At 72.4% G+C, this 20,198-nt stretch carries 12 protein-coding genes and 1 riboswitch; of the genes, 5 read left to right on the top strand and 7 right to left on the bottom strand.

Translation table 11 applies throughout. The features are described 5' to 3' along the window. Positions 1 to 44: 44 nt before the first annotated feature. Both PUR26_RS27240 and PUR26_RS27235 read left to right on the top strand, forming a co-directional pair. Positions 45 to 938, top strand: coding sequence for an esterase/lipase family protein (locus tag PUR26_RS27240; protein ID WP_329876141.1), 894 nt, complete (start codon positions 45 to 47; stop codon positions 936 to 938). A gap of 261 nt (positions 939 to 1,199) precedes the next feature. Next, positions 1,200 to 2,711, top strand: coding sequence for a M23 family metallopeptidase (locus PUR26_RS27235; RefSeq protein WP_329876139.1), 1,512 nt, complete (start codon positions 1,200 to 1,202; stop codon positions 2,709 to 2,711). 275 nt (positions 2,712 to 2,986) lie between these two features. Here the strand turns inward: PUR26_RS27235 and pcrA are convergent, their stop codons facing one another. After that, on the bottom strand, positions 2,987 to 5,443 hold the full coding sequence (gene pcrA, locus PUR26_RS27230) for a DNA helicase PcrA (protein ID WP_329876137.1): 2,457 nt from the start codon (positions 5,441 to 5,443) through the stop codon (positions 2,987 to 2,989). A gap of 199 nt (positions 5,444 to 5,642) precedes the next feature. Then, a riboswitch (cyclic di-AMP (ydaO/yuaA leader) is annotated at positions 5,643 to 5,801 on the top strand. Positions 5,802 to 5,808: 7 nt separating this feature from the next. On the opposite strand from pcrA, the gene PUR26_RS27225 reads away from it, so the two are divergent. Continuing rightward, positions 5,809 to 7,329, top strand: coding sequence for a C40 family peptidase (locus PUR26_RS27225; protein ID WP_443077184.1), 1,521 nt, complete (start codon positions 5,809 to 5,811; stop codon positions 7,327 to 7,329). A gap of 91 nt (positions 7,330 to 7,420) precedes the next feature. Here the strand turns inward: PUR26_RS27225 and PUR26_RS27220 are convergent, their stop codons facing one another. Next, positions 7,421 to 7,774, bottom strand: a complete 354-nt coding sequence (locus PUR26_RS27220) for a hypothetical protein (protein WP_329876133.1) — start codon at positions 7,772 to 7,774, stop codon at positions 7,421 to 7,423. A gap of 342 nt (positions 7,775 to 8,116) precedes the next feature. Here PUR26_RS27220 and PUR26_RS27215 point away from each other — a divergent pair, with 342 nt between their 5' ends. Further along, the gene (locus PUR26_RS27215; RefSeq protein ID WP_329876131.1) at positions 8,117 to 9,163 is read left to right on the top strand and encodes a C40 family peptidase; all 1,047 of its coding nucleotides are present in this window, start codon (positions 8,117 to 8,119) and stop codon (positions 9,161 to 9,163) included. A 34-nt stretch (positions 9,164 to 9,197) separates the two neighbouring features. On the opposite strand, the gene PUR26_RS27210 is transcribed toward PUR26_RS27215, so the two are convergent. The 3 genes from PUR26_RS27210 to PUR26_RS27200 all read right to left on the bottom strand — a co-directional run bounded on the left by PUR26_RS27210 (position 9,198) and on the right by PUR26_RS27200 (position 12,642). Continuing rightward, positions 9,198 to 10,517 (bottom strand): alpha/beta hydrolase, encoded by a 1,320-nt coding sequence (locus tag PUR26_RS27210; protein WP_329876129.1) that lies wholly within the window; start codon positions 10,515 to 10,517, stop codon positions 9,198 to 9,200. A 107-nt stretch (positions 10,518 to 10,624) separates the two neighbouring features. Next, the gene (locus tag PUR26_RS27205) at positions 10,625 to 11,374 is read right to left on the bottom strand and encodes a response regulator transcription factor (RefSeq protein WP_329876126.1); all 750 of its coding nucleotides are present in this window, start codon (positions 11,372 to 11,374) and stop codon (positions 10,625 to 10,627) included. Continuing rightward, positions 11,371 to 12,642 carry a PspC domain-containing protein gene (locus PUR26_RS27200; RefSeq protein WP_329876124.1) on the bottom strand — a complete coding sequence of 424 codons (1,272 nt, stop codon included), beginning with the start codon at positions 12,640 to 12,642 and terminating at the stop codon, positions 11,371 to 11,373. The genes PUR26_RS27205 and PUR26_RS27200 overlap by 4 nt, the downstream gene beginning before the upstream one ends. A gap of 217 nt (positions 12,643 to 12,859) precedes the next feature. Between PUR26_RS27200 and PUR26_RS27195 the strand changes: the two genes are divergently transcribed. Then, positions 12,860 to 14,173, top strand: coding sequence for a PspC domain-containing protein (locus tag PUR26_RS27195; protein ID WP_329876122.1), 1,314 nt, complete (start codon positions 12,860 to 12,862; stop codon positions 14,171 to 14,173). A 156-nt stretch (positions 14,174 to 14,329) separates the two neighbouring features. Here the strand turns inward: PUR26_RS27195 and PUR26_RS27190 are convergent, their stop codons facing one another. Beyond that, the gene (locus PUR26_RS27190) at positions 14,330 to 14,860 is read right to left on the bottom strand and encodes a DoxX family protein (RefSeq protein WP_329876120.1); all 531 of its coding nucleotides are present in this window, start codon (positions 14,858 to 14,860) and stop codon (positions 14,330 to 14,332) included. A gap of 211 nt (positions 14,861 to 15,071) precedes the next feature. After that, a complete protein-coding gene (locus PUR26_RS27185) occupies positions 15,072 to 20,198 on the bottom strand; it encodes a wHTH domain-containing protein (RefSeq protein WP_329876118.1) in 5,127 nt (1,708 codons plus the stop codon).

Here is a 20,198-nt window from a genome sequence, read left to right as displayed (position 1 = left end):
GGACAGAGCCGTCCCTCGTATGCCCTCGGGAGGCGAGGTCAGCCATGGAGAACCAGCCCTGGAAGGTATGGCCTCTCCTTCCTTTGTGCCTGTCCGCCGCACTGATCAAGGCCACCGCCCTGGAGCTGGCGATCCTCGCCGGCCACCTGCTCCTGTACCCCACGGGCATCACCCAGGAGCGCCGGGCGCCAGGCCCGCACCCCACCACCCCGCCGGACCGCGCCACCGCACCGTCCCCCCGCAGCACGCCATCCCCCCACCCCGTGCCGCTCCCCACCAGCGGCCTGGACCACCACCCGCCCGTCGTCCTGCTCCACGGCTTCGTCGACAACCGCTCGGTGTTCGTCCTGCTGCGCCGCTCGCTCTCACGGCACGGCTGGCACCACGTGGAGTCACTCAACTACTCACCGCTGACCTGCGACGTCCGTACCGCCGCCGAACTTCTCGGCCGTCATGTGGAGGAGATCTGTGCCCGAACCGGCCACCGCGAGATCGACATCGTCGGGCACAGCCTCGGCGGCCTGATCGCCCGCTACTACGTTCAGCGACTGGGGGGTGATGTCCGGGTGCGCACCCTGGTCACACTCGGCACACCCCACTCGGGTACGGCCGTCGCACCCTTCGCCGGAGCCCACCCCCTGGTACGCCAGATGCGTTCCGGTTCTGCCGTGATCCGGGAGTTGGGCGAGCCGGCTCCGCACTGCCGTACCCACTTCATCTGCTTCTGGAGCGACCTCGATCGACTGATGGTCCCGGTGGAGACGGCACGCCTGGACCATCCGGACCTGATCGCGCGCGATGTGCGCGTCAGCGGCGTCGGGCACCTTGCCCTGCCCGTCCACCCGGCGGTCGCCGCCGGCATCCGGCAGGCGCTCGAGGCCGACGGCGCGGATGCCGGAGTCGCCGATTCCGCCTCCGGTTCCGCCTCCGTGGCCTGACCGGGCCCGCCGCGCCCTCCCGGACGGCACCCCGCTCCGGCCAGGAATTCTCGAACACTTCTCGAACGTAGGGCCAAAGCTCTGCCCGCACTCCGCCGAAAGACGGCCGAATGCCCGTTTCCCCAGGGCCCAAAACCCACGGAAGATTGTCGCCCGCGCGTACCGCCGGGTACAGTCGCGCCCACTGCTTTGCCTCTGGGCCCTTCCCTCGCGGGGGTCGAGTCCGGAACTGGTCCTGCTGCCGAGGCGAGAGAGACGTTGGTGAACGACCAGCACCCCCACGCCGGGTACGTCGGAGACGACGCCTACACCACGGGCAGCTTCGACACCGGTGGCTTCGCGGCCGACCCGCTTTTCGGTGCCCTTCCCGGAAGTTACGAAGCGGACCCGAGCGGCCAGTACGACGCCACGCAGTGGGGAGCCGCCACCGCACCGCAGTGGGATTCCGCTTCGCACCAGGACACGGCCACCGGTTACGTCGAGTACTCCGAGTACACCGGCCAGTGGGACGCCAACGCCTGGAACGAGGCGCATCAGGCGAACCACGCCCACCAGGACGTCATCGCCGCCGATCCGGCGCACCAGGCCACCGGTACGTACGACACCACCGGCCAGTGGACGGTTCCCGGCTTCGCGACCGGCGCGTACGACGCCACCGCCTGGAACTACGCGGGCTCCGAGACCCTGGTCCCCGAGCAGTACGACTACCCCGCCACGGCGGCCGAGCACGAGCACCAGCCGGAGCAGGCCCAGGAGTTCACACCCGAGTACACCTCGGAGTTCCCTTCCGGGTTCGCGGGCACGGACCGGTTCGAGACGGCGTCCGGCCTTGACGACACGGCCCACTTCGAGGCCGTCCCCGACTACGCCGCCTCCTCGGAGGCCGGGTTCGACACCGCGTCCGAGCCCGGTCCGGAGCTCGGCACCGACGCCGGGTTCGAGTCCGGGTCCGATCAGGAATCCGCGCCCCTCCCCGGAGCCGTGCCGGTCACCCCGCGCCCCGTCCGCCGTTCCAACGGGAACCGCGGCCGTCGGCGTACGCCCGCCAAGCGTTCCGCGCTGCTCACCGTCGCCGTGCCCTCCGCCTGTGTCATGGGCGTCGCCGGTATCGCGGCCGCCTCGGTCAGCGGCCTCACCGACGGCGCGGCCGAGCGCAAGGACGACGGGAAGACGGTGACGGCCGCCGATCCGTCCTCCGTGCAGCCCGTCGCCGCCAACAACGCACTGGACACGCAGCTCGCCGCGCTGAGCGCCGACGCCCGTGACTTCGGCGACCGTGCCAGCCGCACCCAGGAGCGCATCGACCTGAAGGCGCGGCAGGAGGCCGACCGCAAGAAGCGCGAGGCGGAGGCCGCCCGCAAGGAGGCGCTGCGTCCGAAGTTCATGCTCCCGGTGAAGCTGCACCAGCTGAGCGCGCGCTACGGGCAGGCCGGCGTCAACTGGATGTCCCTGCACACCGGCATCGACTTCCCCGTGCAGTACGGCACCCCCGTGATGGCCGCCACCGACGGCACCGTCCGCACCCAGTGGAACAGCGCCTACGGCAACATGGCGATCGTGACGGCGGAGGACGGCACCGAGACCTGGTACTGCCACCTCAGCTCGACGAAGATCCGCTCGGGCACGGTCAAGGCCGGCGACGTCATCGCGTACTCCGGGAACTCCGGCAACTCCACCGGTCCGCACCTGCACTTCGAGGTCAGGCCCGGCGGAGGAGCGGCGATCGACCCGCTGCCGTGGCTGCTCGGCCACGGCCTCGACCCGACGAGCTGACGACCCGGCTACCCGGCTACCCGACGACGCTGGTGTCCCACGACGCTGGTGTCCGACGGGCCTCCGGACGTTCCCCGACGGCCCCGGACGATGCGACGATGTCGCGACGACGGCCGGACGAATCTGGCAACCGGGCAACCGGTCCACCGGCTGGGCGAACCCGACCGCCGGGCAACCGGTTCACCGGCCGGACGAACCCGGCGGCCGGCGCCCCGTCAGGACACCGGACCACCGGACCCCCGGACCACCGGACCACCGGCCCACTCGGCCGTTCGCTACAGCTTCTCCACCGGCGCGTACCGCAGGAGCAGCCGCTTCGGCTTCTCGTCGCCGAAGTCGATCGTCGCCTGCGCGTCACCGCCCTGTCCGGTCACGGCCACGACGGTCCCCAGCCCGAACTGGTCGTGGGTGACCCGGTCCCCGACCGACAGCGCGATCACCGGCTTGTCGGTGGTGCGCCGCGTGGCGAAACCGGACGGGCCCCCGGCCCGTGACCGTGACGAGAGCGACGACGACAGTGAGGACGCGATCCCCGAGGTCGGCCCGGCCGGAGCGGCCATCGGACCGGTGCGCTTCCACTCCAGGTGCGTGCCCGGGATCTCCTCCAGGAACCGCGACGGCGGGTTGTACGAGGGCTGTCCCCACGCGCTGCGCATCGTCGAGCGGGTCAGGTAGAGCCGCTCACGGGCGCGGGTGATGCCGACGTACGCGAGGCGGCGCTCCTCCTCCAGCTCCTTGGTCTCCCCGAGGGCGCGCATGTGCGGGAAGACGCCGTCCTCCATGCCGGTCAGGAACACCACGGGGAATTCGAGGCCCTTGGCGGTGTGCAGCGTCATCAGCGTGATGACACCGGAGCCCTCTTCGTCCTCGTCGGGGATCTGGTCGGAGTCGGCCACCAGCGCGACCTGCTCCAGGAACTCGGCCAGATTGCCCGTTCCTTCGCCCTCTTCGCGGTTCTGCTCGAACTCCAGGGCCACCGCGGCGAGTTCCTGGAGGTTCTCGATACGGGTCTCGTCCTGCGGATCGGTCGACGCCTGGAGCTCGGCGAGGTAGCCGGTCCGTTCGAGGACCGCTTCCAGGACGACGGCGGGCCCCGCGCCGGAGTCGACGATCGTGCGCAGCTCCTCCATCAGCGTGTTGAACCGCTTCACCGCGTTGGCGGACCGGGCCGCCATGCCGTACGCCTCGTCGACGCGGCGCAGCGCCTGGGGGAAGGTGATCCGCTCGCGCTGCGCCAGCGCGTCGATCATCGCCTCGGCGCGGTCGCCGATGCCCCGCTTGGGGACGTTGAGGATGCGGCGCAGCGGCACGTTGTCCTCGGGGTTCGCCAGGACGCGCAGGTACGCCAGCACATCGCGCACCTCCTTGCGCTCGTAGAAGCGCACGCCGCCGACGACCTTGTACGGCAGGCCGACCCGGATGAAGATCTCTTCGAAGACACGGGACTGGGCGTTGGTGCGATAGAAGATGGCGACGTCGCCGGCCTTCGCGTCGCCCGCGTCCGTCAGCCGGTCGATCTCGTCGGCGACGAACTGCGCCTCGTCGTGCTCGGTGTCGGCGACGTACCCGGTGATCCGGGCGCCCTCGCCGGCGTTGGTCCACAGGTTCTTGGGACGGCGGCTCTCGTTGCGCTCGATCACCGCGTTGGCGGCGGAGAGGATCGTCTGGGTGGAGCGGTAGTTCTGCTCCAGCAGGATCGTGGTCGCGTCCGGGTAGTCCTCCTCGAACCGGAGGATGTTGCGGATGGTCGCACCCCGGAAGGCGTAGATCGACTGGTCGGCGTCACCGACGACGCACAGCTCCGCCGGGGCCATGTCCTCGTACCCGGTGCCGACCAGTTCGCGTACGAGCGTGTACTGGGCGTGGTTGGTGTCCTGGTACTCGTCGACCATGACGTGGCGGAAGCGGCGGCGGTAGTGCTCGGCGACGTCCGGGAACGCCTGGAGCAGGTGGACGGTCGTCATGATGATGTCGTCGAAGTCCAGGGCGTTGGCCTCGCGCAGCCGCGCCTGGTACATCCGGTACGCCTCGGCGAGCGTCTTCTCGAAGCCGTCGGCGGCCTGGTCGGCGAAGGTCTCCTCGTCGATCAGCTCGTTCTTCAGGTTCGAGACCTTGGCGCTGAACGACTTGGGCGGGTACCGCTTCGGGTCGAGGTCCAGGTCACGGCAGCACAGCGCCATCAGGCGCTTGGAATCGGCCGCGTCGTAGATCGAGAAGGAGGAGGTGAAGCCGAGCCTCTTCGACTCGCGGCGCAGGATGCGCACACAGGCGCTGTGGAAGGTCATCACCCACATGGCGCCCGCGCGCGGGCCGACGAGCTGCTCGACGCGCTCCTTCATCTCCCCGGCGGCCTTGTTGGTGAAGGTGATCGCCAGTATCTGCCCGGGGTGCACGTTGCGCGTGGCCAGCAGGTGCGCGATGCGGTGGGTCAGCACGCGGGTCTTGCCGGAACCGGCGCCGGCCACGATGAGCAGCGGCGAACCGGTGTGCACGACGGCGGCGCGCTGCTGTTCGTTCAGCCCCTCGACCAGGGCGGCCGCGTCCACCACCGGACGGGGGGCGCCGTCACGGTAGTGCGCGTCCCGGGCCGGGGGCACGTCGAACCTGCCCCCGAAGAGGTCGTGCGGAACCTCCTCCGCGGCCGGCTCGTCGTGCTCGGGCGGCGGCGGGGGCTCCTCGGAGCGGTGGTTCCGGAGGTCCGCCAGGAAGCTGTCGTCAAAGAGGCTGCTCATCGCCTATCGAGTCTAGGCCGCTCCACTGACAGTCGCGGCCGAACCGCCTTCGTCACGATGAGCACCGGATTCATTACCCGAAGTAAAGATAACGAAAACGTATAGGGCATATCGAACATCATCCTTCACAGCACCACCACAGTTTGGCTAGCGTGCTCGCGAAGGCGGTCTGTAACCCCATCGGCGAACCACGCCAACCGGGCCGTCCACGCCGAATCCGGCCTTTCGCTCAGGAAGTACGGAACCGGGGACCCACATGCAGGACCGGGGTGAATCGGCCTGTCCGCGTACGGCCGTAGGGCACCTTCCGTCGCCCGAACCCGACAGCTAACCCGGTAGGCGGTTCACGGAAGGAGATGCCGGCCTTGGCGTCGCATCGCAAGCCGCGCACCCGCACCACCCGCGCGCACTCCCCCGCCGTCGGGGTCACGACGGCCGCCATCGCCTCGGTCTCCCTCCTGTCCGCGCAGAACGCGGACGCGGCGCCCTCCCGGACGGCTCCCGACGCCGTACCGTCCAGCCCGGACGCGAAGCCGACGGCCGAGGAGGTCCAGCGGAAGGTCGACGCCCTGTACCGGCAGGCCGGTACGGGGACGCGGCAGTACGAGCGGCAGTACGACAGCCCCAAGGAGGCCGCGCCCCGGCGGAGGCTGACGGTCGACAAGCTGTTCGACGGGGCCGGTAAGCGGGCGCAGCCGCTGAACGAGACCCGCCGCACGCTGGGCACCTACACCGCCGGGGAGCCCCGCCCGGGCGCCGTCGCCCAGGCCACGGGGCTGATCGTCGCCGCCGACCCGCAGGCGTACGCCGAGCAGACCCAGCAGATGCCGGAGGTCCAGCGGACCCAGCAGATGCCGGAGGTCCAGGACGTCCACCAGATCCAGCACACCCAGCAGGTCCAGGACGTCCAGCAGGTCCAGCAGTTCCAGGGGATGCCGGAGGTCCAGCGGACCCAGCAGACGCAGGAGGTCCGGCAGACCCCGCAGGTCCCGCGGCCGCTCCTGCCCCGACCGGACCACGAGCCCCACCGGACCGCGTTGTCCGACCCGCCCGCCGAGCACGGGCAGCAGGCGCTTGCCGGCCACGGGACGCGGCACTCGTCGGCGGAGGCCGCGGAGGCGGTGGAAGCCGTGGAGGCGGCGGAAGCCGTGGAGGCCAAGGAACGGACCGCCGAGGCGGCCGGCGGCGTGGATGCCCTCACCGCCTCTCAGGCGGTCCTGCGGGCCAGCAAGCAGGACGTCCAGCGCAAGCTGCGCGAGGCACGCGACCTGCTGTCGAGCGTGACCGTCGAGGAGCTGACGCGACGGGCGGAGCTGGACCACAGGCGCGAGGCGCAGGCCCGGCTGCGGGCGGAGGCGAGGGTCCGCGAAGAGGCGGAAGCGGCCCGTGCGCGCCAGGACCGGCTCCGCCGGGAGCAGAGCCAGGACCGGGAACAGCAGCCGGAGACGAGTACCGGTCGCGGCTCCTGGACCGCAAGCGCCACCGCCGCCGCCACCGGGTACGGCACCTCGGCCGGCGCCGGGACCGGGAGCCGCTCGGCCAAGGCGGACAAGGTGCTGGCCTTCGCCCGCGCCCAGGTCGGCAAGCCGTACGTGTGGGGCGCGACCGGCCCGAGCTCCTACGACTGCTCCGGCCTCACCCAGGCGGCGTGGAGGGCGGCCGGAGTCGAACTGCCGCGGACCACCTGGGGCCAGATCGAGTTCGGCACCCCCGTCGACATGGAGGCTCTGCGCCCCGGCGACCTGGTGTTCTTCTACGACGACATCAGCCATGTCGGCATCTACGAGGGCGAGGGCCGGATGATCCACGCGCCGAAGCCCGGCGCGAACGTCCGCGAGGAGTCGGTCTACTGCATGCCGATCCACGGCAGCGTGCGCCCGGCCTGAACCGGGCGGTGACGGCGGGGGTCGGGGGCGGTACGGGACCGAGGGCGTACGCCGCGGCAGTGGGGCCGCGGCCGGCCCCGCCGCCGGGGCATCAGGTCCAGAGCGTCGCGATGAAGATGTTGGCCACGGTCAGACCGCCCACGGCCGCGAAGATCCCCTTCTCCACCTTCTCCTCGTCCCGCTTCACGTAGACCAGGCCGAGGATCACCACCAGCAGCGCCAGCTTCACGCCGATCTTGACGTTGTCGACGGTCTGGTCGTCGGCCTGGTTGAGGCCCACCAGCGCGACGCCCGTGATCAGCATCGTCAGGGCGCCGTGCAGCATGGCGGGGACGAAGCGTGCCGTGCCCGCGCTCATCGCCTTCATCTGGGTCAGGAAGCCGCCCAGCAGGGAGGCGATACCGATGATGTGCAGGGCGACGAAGACATTGATGAGTACGTCCATGGGGCGGAGCCTAGCCGGGGCCATAGCACCGCCCTGCGGCCAGGTGCGCCTCTTTCGACGCATCGGTCACAGCTGATCCGGAATATGTAATTCCGGACGCATGGGGCCCCTCGGAATCCGTACGGGAAACCTCACCTGCGGCCAGTTGCGGTCATGGCCTCCCAGCCCCGTGACCCTCAGGCCTAGCGTCCTGCCCCAGGCGGCCGGCTCTCCCCACCTCCGTCCGGGCCCCACCCGGACGGCAGTCGGCCGCCCCGCCCGGGAGATCCGGCGGCGGCCCGCTCCCCCGACGGGTCCGCCGCCGGACCCGTCAGGACCGCACGAAGGGAAGTGACCGCCCCCGTGGCAGCGCACCGGAAGCCCAGGCAGCGCCCGTTGAGCGGACCGGCCGGCCGCACCGCCGCCGTCCTCGCGCTCGCCGGGGCGGCGACGGCCACCGCCTTCGAGGGCATCGGGCAGGCCGAGCCCCGGCTCACGCCCGCCCAGGTCAAGACCGAGGTCGACCGGCTGTACCAGCAGGCCGAGGAGGCCACCGAGAGGTACAACGGCGCCAAGGAGAAGGCCGCGCGGGCCCAGACGGCACTGGACGCGCTCCGCGACGAGGCCGCCCGCAGGACGGCGCGGCTCAACACCACCCGCGACGCCCTCGGCTCGGTGGCCACCGCCCAGTACCGGAGCGGTGGTCTCGACCCGGCCCTCCAGCTCGTGCTCTCCTCGGACCCCGACGACTACCTCGAAGGCGCCGCGCTCGCCCAGCGGGCGGGTGACCGCCAGGCGGACACGATCGCCGGCCTCCAGGGGCAGCTCGCCGAGATCGGCCGGCTGCGGTCCGAGTCCACCGGGCACCTGCGTGACCTCGAGGCCCGCCGGACCGAGCTGGGCCGCCACAGGACCACCGTCAAGAACAAGATCGCCGCCGCCGAGGACCTGCTCGCGCGGCTGACGTCGGACCAGCGGGCCCGGTACGAGGCCGGGGAGGGCGGGCGCGACGCCGGACGCGCCGACCGCGGCGCCCCGCGCGGCACGGTACGGGCGCCCAACGCCCGGGCGGCGCAGGCGGTCGCGTACGCCTACGGCGCCCTGGGCAAGCCCTATGTGTGGGGCGCGACCGGCCCGGACTCCTACGACTGCTCCGGCCTCACCCAGGCCGCCTGGCGCTCCGCAGGGGTCTCGCTGCCCCGCACCACCTACAGCCAGATCGACGCCGGCCAACGGGTCTCCCGCTCCCGGCTCGCCCCGGGCGACCTGCTCTTCTTCTATTCGGGGATCAGTCATGTGGGCATGTACGTCGGCGACGGGAAGATGATCCACGCGCCCCGCCCCGGGGCCCCGGTACGCGTCGCCCCCATCGACGAGATGCCCTGGGCGGGCGCGACCCGCGTCGGTTGAATCCTTCGTTTCGATGAGCCCGGCAGGAACCGGCCTAGCGGCGGGCCGCGGTCAGGGCGGATGTTCCGCCCTGCTCGCCGGCACCCCGGTCCGGGCCCTGGCCGGAGCCCTGTCCGAAGCCCTGGCCCGTTCCCCGGCCCGCACCGGCACCGGCGTCCGAACCCGTCTCCGACCCGGCACCGGCGTCCGAACCCGTACCCGACCCGGCACCGGCGTCCGAACCCGTGCCCCTACCCGCGCCCGTGCCCTGCTCCTCGAACCGGCGGGTCAGCCACTCGAAGACCGACGGCACCTCCCGGACCCAGGTGCTGGTCCGGTGACCGCCCTTGACCTGGCGGACGTCGATGCGCGTCGGGGCCTTCGCCGCCTCCCGCAGCGCGACACCCTGCTGGAAGCCGTCCCGCCCGTCGCCGGTGAACAGCATGGTGATCCGGGGCGGGACAGCCGCCTCCCTCAGCATGTTGAGCGGGTTGGCGGCGTGCCGCAGGGCGGGATCCTTCGCGGTGAGCGAGGAGGGCTCGGCGGCCGGGTCGTTGTACCCGGACATGCTGATCGCGTACCGGTACCGGTCGGGGTGCGCGACCGTCAGCTTCGCGGCACAGTGGGCTCCCGCCGAGTAGCCGGCGACGGCCCAGCCGTCCGCCCTGTCGGCGGCACGGAAGTTGTCGATCACCATCTGGCGTACGTCGATGCTCAGCCAGGACTCGGCGTTGACCCTGCCCGGAACGTTGGCGCAGCCGGTGTCGGTGTCACCGAGGAGGGTGGTCCGCGGTGAGACCAGGATGAACGGCGCGACCCGGCCCGACCTCATCAGCGGTTCCAGCTGCTTGCTGACGTCCAGGCTGCCGAACCATGACTTCGGTGAGCCCGGGAACCCGGAGAGCAGCTCGACGACGGGGAACTTCCGGTCCTTGAACGCAGGGTCGTCGTACTGCGGCGGCAGCCATACGTACACCTCGGCCTCCACCCCCGAGATGCGCCCCTTCAGCATGGCCCGGCGGATCCCGCTGCCCATGCCCGCGTCGTCGACCGGTGTGAAGGACTGCTCGGCCTTCGGCAGGTCGCTGACGCGCCTGCCGCCGGTGCCGTCGGGTCCGAGGTCGATCGCGGAGTCGACGTGGTCGCTGGTGCCCAGCAGGTCGCCCCAGCTGTCGTACAGGCCGTTGGTGTTGTTCACCGCGACGAAGACCACCAGGATCGCGGTGATCTGCGCGAACGCCACCATGCCCAACCGCACCGCGCCCCGCACGACCACGGGACCGCGCAGCCGGCTCCACAGCGCCAGGGGGAGCAGTGCCGCGATCACGGAGACCACGATCGCGGTCACGAAGAAGGGAGTACCCGTCAGGCTCATCACGGAAGGTAGGAGGGCGTCGCGACCGCGCGGGTTGCCATAGTTATGTACCGGTTATCTCACAAATAACCGTACGGACGGCAACGACCTCCGCCCGCCGGACCGGTTCACACCAGCCGGCGGGCCGTCGCCCAGCGCGTCAGTTCGTGCCGGTTGGAGAGCTGGAGCTTGCGCAGTACCGCCGAGACGTGCGACTCGACCGTCTTCACCGAGATGAACAGCTGCTTGGCGATCTCCTTGTACGCGTATCCGCGGGCGATCAGCCGCAGCACCTCACGCTCCCGCTGGGTGAGCCGGTCCAGGTCCTCGTCGACCGGCGGCGCCTCCGTCGAGGCGAACGCGTCCAGGACGAAGCCCGCGAGCCGGGGCGAGAAGACGGCGTCGCCGTCCTGGACCCGGAAGACCGAGTCGACGAGGTCCGCACCCGTGATCGTCTTGGTGACGTAGCCGCGGGCGCCGCCACGGATGACCCCGATGACGTCCTCCGCCGCGTCCGACACCGACAGCGCCAGGAAGCGGACCGGGTTCTCGACGGCGGTCATCAGGTGCGCGCACCGCCGCAGGACCTCCACACCGCCGCCGCCCGGCAGGTGCACGTCGAGGAGCACCACCTCCGGCCTGGTCGCGGTGATCACGGTGACCGCCTGGTCGACGTCGGCGGCCTCGCCGACCACCTCGACGCCGGTCGTCTCGGTGCGGCCGATCTCGGCCTGCACGCCCGTACGGAACATCCGGTGGTCGTCGACGAGCACCACCCGTACCCGGCGACCCGGATCCGCGGCGTCCCCCGTTCCGCCCGGCCCCGTACCCGTCCCCGCCCCCGTCGTACGCCCCGTGTGCGTCGTCCCGTCGGTCATCCGTCCGCCCTCTCCATCTCCAGCTCCACTTCGGTGCCGTCACCCGGCACCGACCGCAGCCGCGCGGTGCCGCCGTTGCGCTGCATCCGGCCGATGATCGATTCTCGTACGCCCATCCGGTCGCCGGGCACCGCGTCCAGGTCGAACCCCGGGCCGCGGTCCCGTACGGACACGAAGACCGTACGGCCCTCGACCTCCGCGTACACCTGCACCGCCCCTCCCTCGCCACCGTACTTGGCGGCGTTGACCATCGCCTCGCGCGCGGCCTGCATCTGTGCGGCCAGCTTCTCGTCGAGGGGGCAGTCGCCGACGACCACGACCTCCAGGGGGACGCCGTGCTTGTCCTCCACCTCGGCGGCTGCCCTCTTGACGGCTTCGGCGAGCGTCTCCGGCTCCTCGGCCTCGTCCTTGCCGGTTCCCTCCGGCCTGTACAGCCAGTTCCGCAGCTCCCGCTCCTGGGCACGGGCGAGCCTGCGGACCTCGCCCGCGTCGTCGGCGTTCCGCTGGATCAGGGTGAGGGTGTGCAGGACGGAGTCATGGACGTGCGCCGCGACCTCGGCCCGCTCCTGGGCCCGGATGCGCATGGTGCGCTCCTCGGAGAGGTCCTGCGACATCCGTACCAGCCAGGGGCCGGCGAGCAGCGCGATGCCGGCGAGGACGGCGATCGAGGCGGTCAGCGCGGTGCCGAGCTGGGCGGCGGAGCCGCGGACCACCAGGAAGACGGCCAGGCCCATACCGACCAGGGCGACTCCGGCGAGGCCCCGGGCCAGCTGGAAGAGACGCTTGCGCCGCCCCGACTCGGTCCAGCGGGCACGCCGGGCGTTGTCCACCTGCCGCCAGACCAGGACGACACCGACGCCGGTCAGGAGGATGGGCCAGATGTAGCGGTTCGCCTGGCCGCCCAGGTCGACGTTGGTGACGAAGACGCCGGCGCTGACGGTCAGGGCGATCAGGGCGAATATCTGGCCCCGGTCGGGTTTGCGGAGCCGGCGCCGGCCGTCGGCGGTCGTCTCGAAGACGGACCGCGGCTCGGTGGCCCGGCCGCCCACGCCCAGCGGGACGACGATCCAGAAGACGGCGTAGAGCAGGACGCCGAGCCCGTCGGCCATGAAGAGCGCGAGGAAGACGAACCTCACCCAGACGACGGGCAGACCGAGGTGCCCGGCGAGGCCGCGCGCGACTCCGCCGAGCATCCGCCCGTCGGCGCTGCGGTACAGCTTGCGCACGGGGGGTTCGTCGGTCTCGGGCGGGCGGGCGGCGACTGGCATGGACCGATCGTCACACGGCGGGGTGCGGCCGGACATCAGGGTCGGCCCTTACCCGGACCCTGAGAACCCGGTCCGGCGCCGCTCCCGCCCCCTGCCTCTCCCCCCTCCCCGGCCCCTGCCCCTGCCCCTTCCCCCTCCCCCTTTCCCCTGGAATATCAGGGACCGGCCAGGGTCGGGGCGGGTGCCGCCACGGCTCACGGGCCGTCACCATGGACGTATGACGAGCACGACGCCCGCTCCCCCGGAGTCCCCCGGCGCCCCGTCCCTCCCTCCGCTGCGGCGCACCCCGCGCCAGAAAGTGGTGGCGGGGGTGTGCGGTGGCCTCGGCCGGCACTTCGACCTGGACCCGGTGATCTTCCGGATCGCGCTGGGGGTGCTCGCCGTGACCGGCGGCGTCGGGCTGATCTTCTACGGCTTCGCCTGGCTGCTGATCGCGGCCGAGGGCGAGGAGGAGAACGAGGCGCGGCGGCTGTTGTCCGGCCGGGTCGAGGGGGCGTCGCTCATCGCCGTGCTGATGGCGCTCGTCGGCTGCGGCCTCTTCCTGTCGATGCTGGGCAACGGCGACACGATCTCGTTCGCCCTGCTGCTGATCATCGCGGTGAGCGGCGCCGCCGTGTGGTCGCAGCGGCGCCGCCTCGTGGTCGACCAGGAGACGACCCTGAACCCGGCGACGGCCCAGGCGGTGGCACAGACGGTGGCGGAGGCGCCGCCCGAGACGAAGGCGCCGCCGCCCCCGGACTCGCCGTCGTGGTGGCGGGACCCGATCGTCAAGGACGGTACGACGGGACCGGTCGCCCTCGGCTATCTGTGGGGCCCCGTGGACGCGGTGGTGCGGGACGCGCCGCCGCCCCGCCGCTCGACCGGGGCTTCCGCCGCCCGCCGCCCGGCCGGCGTCCGTGGCCCGCGTTCCATCGGCGGCCCGGTGTTCCTGCTGGCACTGCTGGCGGGTGCGGCCGGCACGGGCGCGGCGTGGGGGCACCAGCCGCTCGCCCTCTGCCTCCAGACCGGTCTGGTGTGCGCGCTGGCGGTCTTGGGGCTGGGCCTCGGGATCAGTTCGTTCCTGGGCCGGACCGGCTTCGGCACGGTGTTCATGACGGTGGTCACCGCGGTGCTGCTGGCGGGCTCGACGCTGGTGCCCGAGCGGATCGGAACGGAGTGGAGGCGCACGGACTGGAGGCCGGCGTCCGTGGCGTCGGTGCAGCCCCGGTACGAACTGGACACCGGGGTCGGCACGCTGGACCTGACGGGTGTGGCCGTTCCCGCGGACCTGACCGTACGCACCTCGGCCGAGGTGGGGGCGGGACGGCTCGAAGTCGTCGTCCCGAAGGACGTGACGGTGCGGGTGCGCGCCGAGGTGGGGCTCGGTGATCTGAGGCTGCCGGCCGACCCCGCCCATGACGTGGACATCGCCCCGGACCGTGCGGTGACCCGTACGATCGTCCCGCCGAAGGGCACGGCCCCGGCGGGCGCCCTCGACCTCACGCTGAAGGTCGCCGTCGGTCAGGTGGAGGTCATCCGTGCTGCTTCATGAGTTCCGCCCCGGCAGGCTGGTCGTGGGGGTCACGGGCCTGTCCGTCGCCGCCCTGTACGCCGGTGACGCGGCCGGCGCCTGGCACACGCCCTGGTACACGGTGCCGCTGGTGCTGCCGGCCGGCCTGTTCCTCGCGGGCGTCACGACCTGGATCGCCTACAGGGTGCGGCGCCGCCGCTCGGCGAGGAGCGCGTCGACGGAGAACACCGGGGCGCCGGCGAGCACCAGCGGGAGCCAGGCCATCAGGTAGGCCAGATCATTGCCGTAGTAGTACGGGCTGGACTGCCAGCTGACGGTCAGCCACAGACTGAGCGAGATGAGCGCGCCGCCGACGGCCGCGATGCGCGCGAGCAGCCCGATGAGGGTGCCGATGCCGACGGCCAGCTCTCCGAAGGCCATGGCGTAGCCGAACCCCTCCGGGCTCCTCAGCGCCAGGTCGACGAGCCAGGGCACGGCCGAACCGTCCCGGACCGACCGCATCAGGTCGCCGATCGACCCGCTGCCGGAGGCGGCCAGGAAGCGGTCGTCGGTGAGCTTGTCGAGCCCGGCGTAGACGAAGGTGACGCCGAGGAAGATCCGCAACGGCAGGAGGGCGTACCGGGAGGCGGCACCCTTCCAGCCGCCCGGCCCGTCCTGTCGGCCGACGGTCCCGTTGTAGGCCGTTGTCGTCCCGTACCCGTACGTCATGACCGCCTCCGCGTGTGCCGTCGCTGAAACGATTGTCCCCGCCCACCGCGGTCGCGGATACGGGGGCGGGGCCAGTCGTGCGTGGCCGAGGGCGACGGGCGCACTCGACGGGCGGGGCCGGCCGTGCTCACCGGGCGCCGAACGGGCGCGTCTCGACGGGCGGCCGGCAGGACTGCCCCACGGGGGGCCGGCGGGCGTGATCCGCGGGCGGTCAGCAGGCGCGGGGGACCTTCGCCCAGGCCTCCTTCACGATCGCGTCGAGCTCCTCGGGGGACGGCGCGTCCATGCCGAGCCACCTCAGCCGTTCGGCGACGGCCAGGACGTCCGTGCGCAGCCGGTGCGCGGCGACGAGGAGGTGCTCCAGGCCGACCGGTTCGTCGAGGGGCAGCCAGCTGCCGTTCGGCACCGCGCCCTCCTGAAGGAGCAGCAGATCCCGCTTCTCCGGGCGCTCGTCGGGGTACGGCACGTCCTGGAGGTCGAGCCCGGCGGCCCTGGTGCGGTCGGCGACCTCGGACAGCGTGGCGTTGGCGAGGTCCGCGGAGGCCCAGAGGTGGGCGGCCGGAACGGGGCGACCGGTGCGCAGTACGGCACTGAGCGAGTCGTCGTCCAGCGCCAGATACCGGTCGTCCCCGTTGACCATGGTGCCGGGACCGGAGATCACGACGCCGAGTTCCGCCAGCCTCGACCGGACCTCGCCGATGGTCATCCCGGTCCTGCCGGCCGCCTGGACCACGTGCCGGGTGGGGGCCGGCGCGTCCAGCCGGAGCCATCGGCGGCGCTCCCCCTCCTGGACCTCCCGCTGGCTCAGCAGCGCGAGGTCGTGGTCACCGGGCCGCTCCGGCATCCCGCTCGGCAGATCGGGCACACGCAGGCCGCGGGCCCGCAGCCGTTCGGCCGTCTCCGTCATGCTCCAGCCGTGGTCGGTGGCGATCCGTACCAGATGGGCGACCGGGACGGCAGGCTCCGGCCGGCCCGGGTCGTAGGGGATCCACGGCAGCGAGAGCCGCCGTTCCTCCCGCTCGCCGAACCATTCGGGCCGGGGTCCGTCGGCCGGCTCGACCGCCATCCCGAGCTCTACCAGCCGGTCGCGGGCGGTCTCGACCGGGATGCCGAGCTGGGCGGCGCGGATCGCGATGTGCGCCATCGGCACCGGGTGCCTGGGGTCGAGCCCCGTCCGGTCCGTGCCGCTCCGGTCGGGCAGTCGCGTCAGCAGCTCCCGGTCGTGCCGGTCCAGTTGGGCGGGCAGGTCCTGTTCGGGTACGTCGACGCACAGGGACCGCAGCCGGTCCCGCGTCTCGGACAGGGACAGGTCCTCCCCGGCGGCCAGCGCGTCCAGGTCGAGGAGCGTGACGGGAGCGGCCAGGTCGAGCAGTCTCCCCTCGAAGAGCGGGGTGGTGAGCAGAGCCGCGTGAGGGGGCACGGGTCCGTCCTCGACGGTGCCGACCACCTCGTGGCCGTGGGCCTCCAGGAGGAGAGCCGCCTCACCCGTCCGGCAGGCGTTCAGCTTCGCCAGCCGGTAGACGGTGGCCGGTCCCACCCGGGGCGGCCCGCCGTCCGGGTCCGGCGGGGCGACGACCCAGTTCCCGGAGTGGGTGCGCAGTTCGTCGGGCTGGGGCGGCATGTCGTTCTGGGCTTCGAAGAGCGAGCGGATCTCCGCCACGCTCAAGCCGCTCTCCTTCGCGGCGGAGACGATGTGCGATGCCGGTGCGGGCGGGAGAGCGGTCCACGGCGGAGAGGCGTTGAGCTGCTGGCTGTGGATCAGCCGAAGGATCTCGGCGTCCCGCGACGCGGGTTCGGCCAACGCCTCGCACAGCCGTACGTCGAATCCCAGGCGGTCGAGGTGGCGCACGGCGTCCGCCGCGGACAGGGACGTGCCGTCGATCGCCAGCAGCACGTGGAGCGCCTTGACCGGGTCCCCGGGACGCAGCCAGGGCGGCAGCCCGTCGGCGTCCCGACTGATCATGGTGAGCAGGGAGGAGAGCGGAACGCCGGGGATCTCCACCGAGGGGCTCGGCTCCCGCCCCAGAGCACGGAGCCGCTCGACGACCCAGTCGTGGTCCACGTTCAGGTCGTTGGCGTACAGGTGCTGCGCGCCCAGCTCCGGTTCCCGGTCCCACAGCCCCGCCCGGCGGTCGGGGCTGTCCCCCAGCACGTATCCGTCGGACGGCAGCGCCGCGCGCAGCGGCGTCGTCGTGAGGTCCGGCGGGCGCAGCCCGCCGAGCGCCTCGCCCACGCCCTCGGGGAAGTGGGCGACATAGCGCCACAGCGCGATATGGGCCGGCGGCCGGTTGCGCTTGGCGGGGTCGTCGGTCCGCTGGAAACCGAGCGGGGCCACATTGGCGCGGGACCAGGCGCGCCTGATCAGCACGTCGTCGGTGAAGAACCCGGTACGTGCCATGTCCACGGCACCGTCGTCGTAGTGCAGCCTGGCCCCGCGCGCGATCAGCCCCTCGACGACGGCGTCGGCCAGCCGGGGGGCCGCGTTCGTGACGTCGAACAGCCACTCGGGGGTGGGTATGTCGCTGTCGGCGAGCCGCTTGGCGGCGTTCTTCTTCCTGACGAGACCGAAGACGGTGTCGGCCAGGTCGTCCAGGACGCGGGCGCGGTCCACGGAGAGCCGGGGAGCGGCGGTACGTCCCCGCAGCGCCTTGCCCCTGAGGTTGATCACCGCCCCGCGAAGCTCCATCTTGCCTCTCCCGCGGCGCTCACCGGTGTCCTCGTCGCTGCCGAACCACCGTCCCTCGATGGCGATCCCGTCCACCAGCAGGGCCCCGCCCTCGCTGCACCAGAAGACCTGACCGTCCTCGTCGGGGACGATCGTGCCGCCCGCGGTGATCGCCGCCCTGCCCGCGCCGGTGTCGAGGCGGGGGCGGTAGTCGTACCGCTCCCAGACCTCGCGGTCCTTGACGGCGTCATCGGTCCGGTGGACGGCGACGGTGCGGTATTCGGCGACCCCGAGGACCGAGCGCAGCGCGCGTACGCCGGAGAAGCCGGGCAGGTCGTCCCGGAGCCACCAGCGCACCCTCGTCCCGCAGGAGTCGCCGTTGAAGTCGACCGGCTGCTTGTGCGAGGTCACCTGGAACAGGTGGTCCGGCCCGGCGATGGTCACCCGCAGCGCCTCGTCCTCGTGTCCTTCCCGGTTGAACTTCCGGGTGACGACCTCGATCTCGTCGGCGAGCATGAAGTAGCTCAGGACGCCGATGCCGAAGCGGCTGTTCTCCTCGAACTGGATCCCCTCGCGCTCCCAGTGGAGCTTCTCCTCCTGGAAGGAGGGCAGGTGGGCGAGCCGGACGCCGCCCTGGGCGAAGGCCCCCAGCAGTTCGCGGCGTCCCATGCCGGAGCCGTTGTCGACGCACTCCAGATAGGGCCGGTTGCCGTCGACGCCCTGCACGATCTCGATGTGCCCGGTCCACTCCGGTCTGCGCACGGTGGGCGGCAGGGCCCGGACCCGGGCGTCGCGGACCCGGCAGGCGTCCATGGCGTTCTGGTACAGCTCCCGGACTGCCAGGTTCTTGTCCTGGTAGAGCTGTTCGCCGATGAGCAGCTCGCGCACCCGTGAGCCGTCCAGGCCGAAGCGGGTGACGACCGGGAAGAACTTGCCGTCCTCGGGGCGCACCTCCTTCTCGGAGGCCCGGCTCGGAAGCCCGGGCAGCTTCCCGCGGATGTCGAGGTCGCTGCAGAGCAGCGCGTCCAGTGACTTCGCCTGCTCCTGGAGCGCCGCCATCAGGGCCGGGTGTCCGCAGACCGCCAGAAGCCGCACGATGCCGCCCGCCTCCGCGCCGGCCGGGACGACCCATTCGGCCTGCTCGACGGTGCGGCGGACATGGGCGAAGCCGATCCGGTCGCTGCCCCCGATGTGCTCCACCAGTACCGGCGGGAGGTCGGCCAGGTCCAGCGCCATGATCTGGGCGGCGCACAGCAGGAAGCCGACCACGTCCGGGCGGATGTCGGGGGCGGGGGTCCCGGCCGGGCGCGTGGGCGGGTCGGCGAGCACGCCACCGCCGTGCTGCATCGCCCGGAAGAGCCAGGAGACCAGGTGGGGCCTGCCCAGCTCGGTCAGCTCGTCCGTGCCCCTCAGCATGAGTCTGAGGAAGGTCCGCAGCTCGTCCGGGCGGTCGTGGGCGTCGCCCGGCCTCGCCCTGGCCCGGTGCAGCACCCACGCTCCGACGACCTGGCGGTCGCGCCGCCGGCGGCGCGGGTCGGTGGTCGTGTCGGTCTGCCGCCGGAGCCTGGGGTAGCGCGTCCACTCGTCGCGCAGGTCGGGGTCGGCCCGCCACGCCAGTCGTACCCGGAAGGCGTGGAACAGCGCCGGCGCCAGGGCGAGCAGCGCGGCCTCGGAGGGTGTGAACCGCACCTTGTCCCCGGGCAGGGGCGCGATCAGCGCCGACAGGTGGCGGGCCGCCCGCTGGTCGGCCTCCCAGTCGAGCCAGAGGTCGCTCCTGACCTCGGGCTTCACCTGGTTCAGCCACTCGTCGAGGTTGGCGAGGACCCTCGTCGCCTCCGCGCGGTAGTCCTCGGCCTCGTGCCGGTCGTCCACCCGGTCCCACACCGGATGCTCGCGCAGCAGCCGTTCGCGCTCGGGCGCGGCCACGTCCCGGCCGGGCAGCACGCCGAAGTCCGCGCCGTCGCCGCTGACCACGGGGGTCTGGGGCGGAGGGGGGTACTGCTGCCGGTTGCGCAGGTCCTCCATCGCGCCCACCAGCAGCTCGCGCAGCTCGCCTGCGGTCAGGGGGCCGCGGACGTCGGCGAGGACCTCCTGGAGCGCCCGGGTGAAGAGGCTGTAGCGGCCGCCGGCCGCCCCCTCGGTCCCGCCGACCGCCGCCTTCCTGGCCGGCTCGCACGCCATCAGGTAGCCCAGCCTGTCCGTCCCCCGCGGCGTGCCGTGGAGGGGATCGCCGGGTCCTCCGCCCCCGAGCACCCTGTCGCGGCAGGCGTCGACGACGAACAGCACCGCCTCGGCGTCGCTGTCGTGGACCCGGTCGCCCCAGACCCCGTCGAGGTCGACGTTGGTGTACGTCAGGGTCGTCCGGCCGGACCGCTCGGCCTCGGAGTCGGTGCCCGCGAACCAGTGCTTCCCGTCGTGCTCGAACCCGTGGCCGCTGAGGAAGACGAGCAGGTGCTCGCCGCGCCGGGCGCCGGCGATGAAGCGCTCGACGCGCCGCACCAGCTCGGTCGCCCGCAACGGCTCGCAGCCGCTGTCCGGCTCGTCGATCTCGTACCCCTGGTCGACGAGGGTCGCCGCCAGGTCCTCGTACTCGTCCCGCAGGAACGCGAGGTCGGCCCAGTCCTCCTTCTCGTACTCCGGCACGAACAGGAGCAGTGCCCGGTGCGCGCCCAT

The sequence above is a fragment of the Streptomyces sp. SP18CS02 genome, assembly GCF_036322365.1.
Classification (GTDB): Bacteria; Actinomycetota; Actinomycetes; order Streptomycetales; family Streptomycetaceae; genus Streptomyces.
Note: the sequence above shows the minus strand (reverse complement) of the source record. Positions and strands in the feature narration are given on the sequence as shown.

Excerpts from the sequence above, each read along its gene's own strand:
- PUR26_RS27240 (WP_329876141.1), top strand. The coding sequence starts at position 45 with ATGGAGAACCAGCCCTGGAAGGTATGGCCTCTCCTTCCTTTGTGCCTG.
- pcrA (WP_329876137.1), bottom strand. The coding sequence starts at position 5,443 with ATGAGCAGCCTCTTTGACGACAGCTTCCTGGCGGACCTCCGGAACCAC.
- PUR26_RS27220 (WP_329876133.1), bottom strand. The coding sequence starts at position 7,774 with ATGGACGTACTCATCAATGTCTTCGTCGCCCTGCACATCATCGGTATC.
- PUR26_RS27210 (WP_329876129.1), bottom strand. The coding sequence starts at position 10,517 with ATGAGCCTGACGGGTACTCCCTTCTTCGTGACCGCGATCGTGGTCTCC.
- PUR26_RS27205 (WP_329876126.1), bottom strand. The coding sequence starts at position 11,374 with ATGACCGACGGGACGACGCACACGGGGCGTACGACGGGGGCGGGGACG.
- PUR26_RS27200 (WP_329876124.1), bottom strand. The coding sequence starts at position 12,642 with ATGCCAGTCGCCGCCCGCCCGCCCGAGACCGACGAACCCCCCGTGCGC.
- PUR26_RS27195 (WP_329876122.1), top strand. The coding sequence starts at position 12,860 with ATGACGAGCACGACGCCCGCTCCCCCGGAGTCCCCCGGCGCCCCGTCC.
- PUR26_RS27190 (WP_329876120.1), bottom strand. The coding sequence starts at position 14,860 with ATGACGTACGGGTACGGGACGACAACGGCCTACAACGGGACCGTCGGC.
- PUR26_RS27185 (WP_329876118.1), bottom strand. The coding sequence starts at position 20,198 with ATGGGCGCGCACCGGGCACTGCTCCTGTTCGTGCCGGAGTACGAGAAG.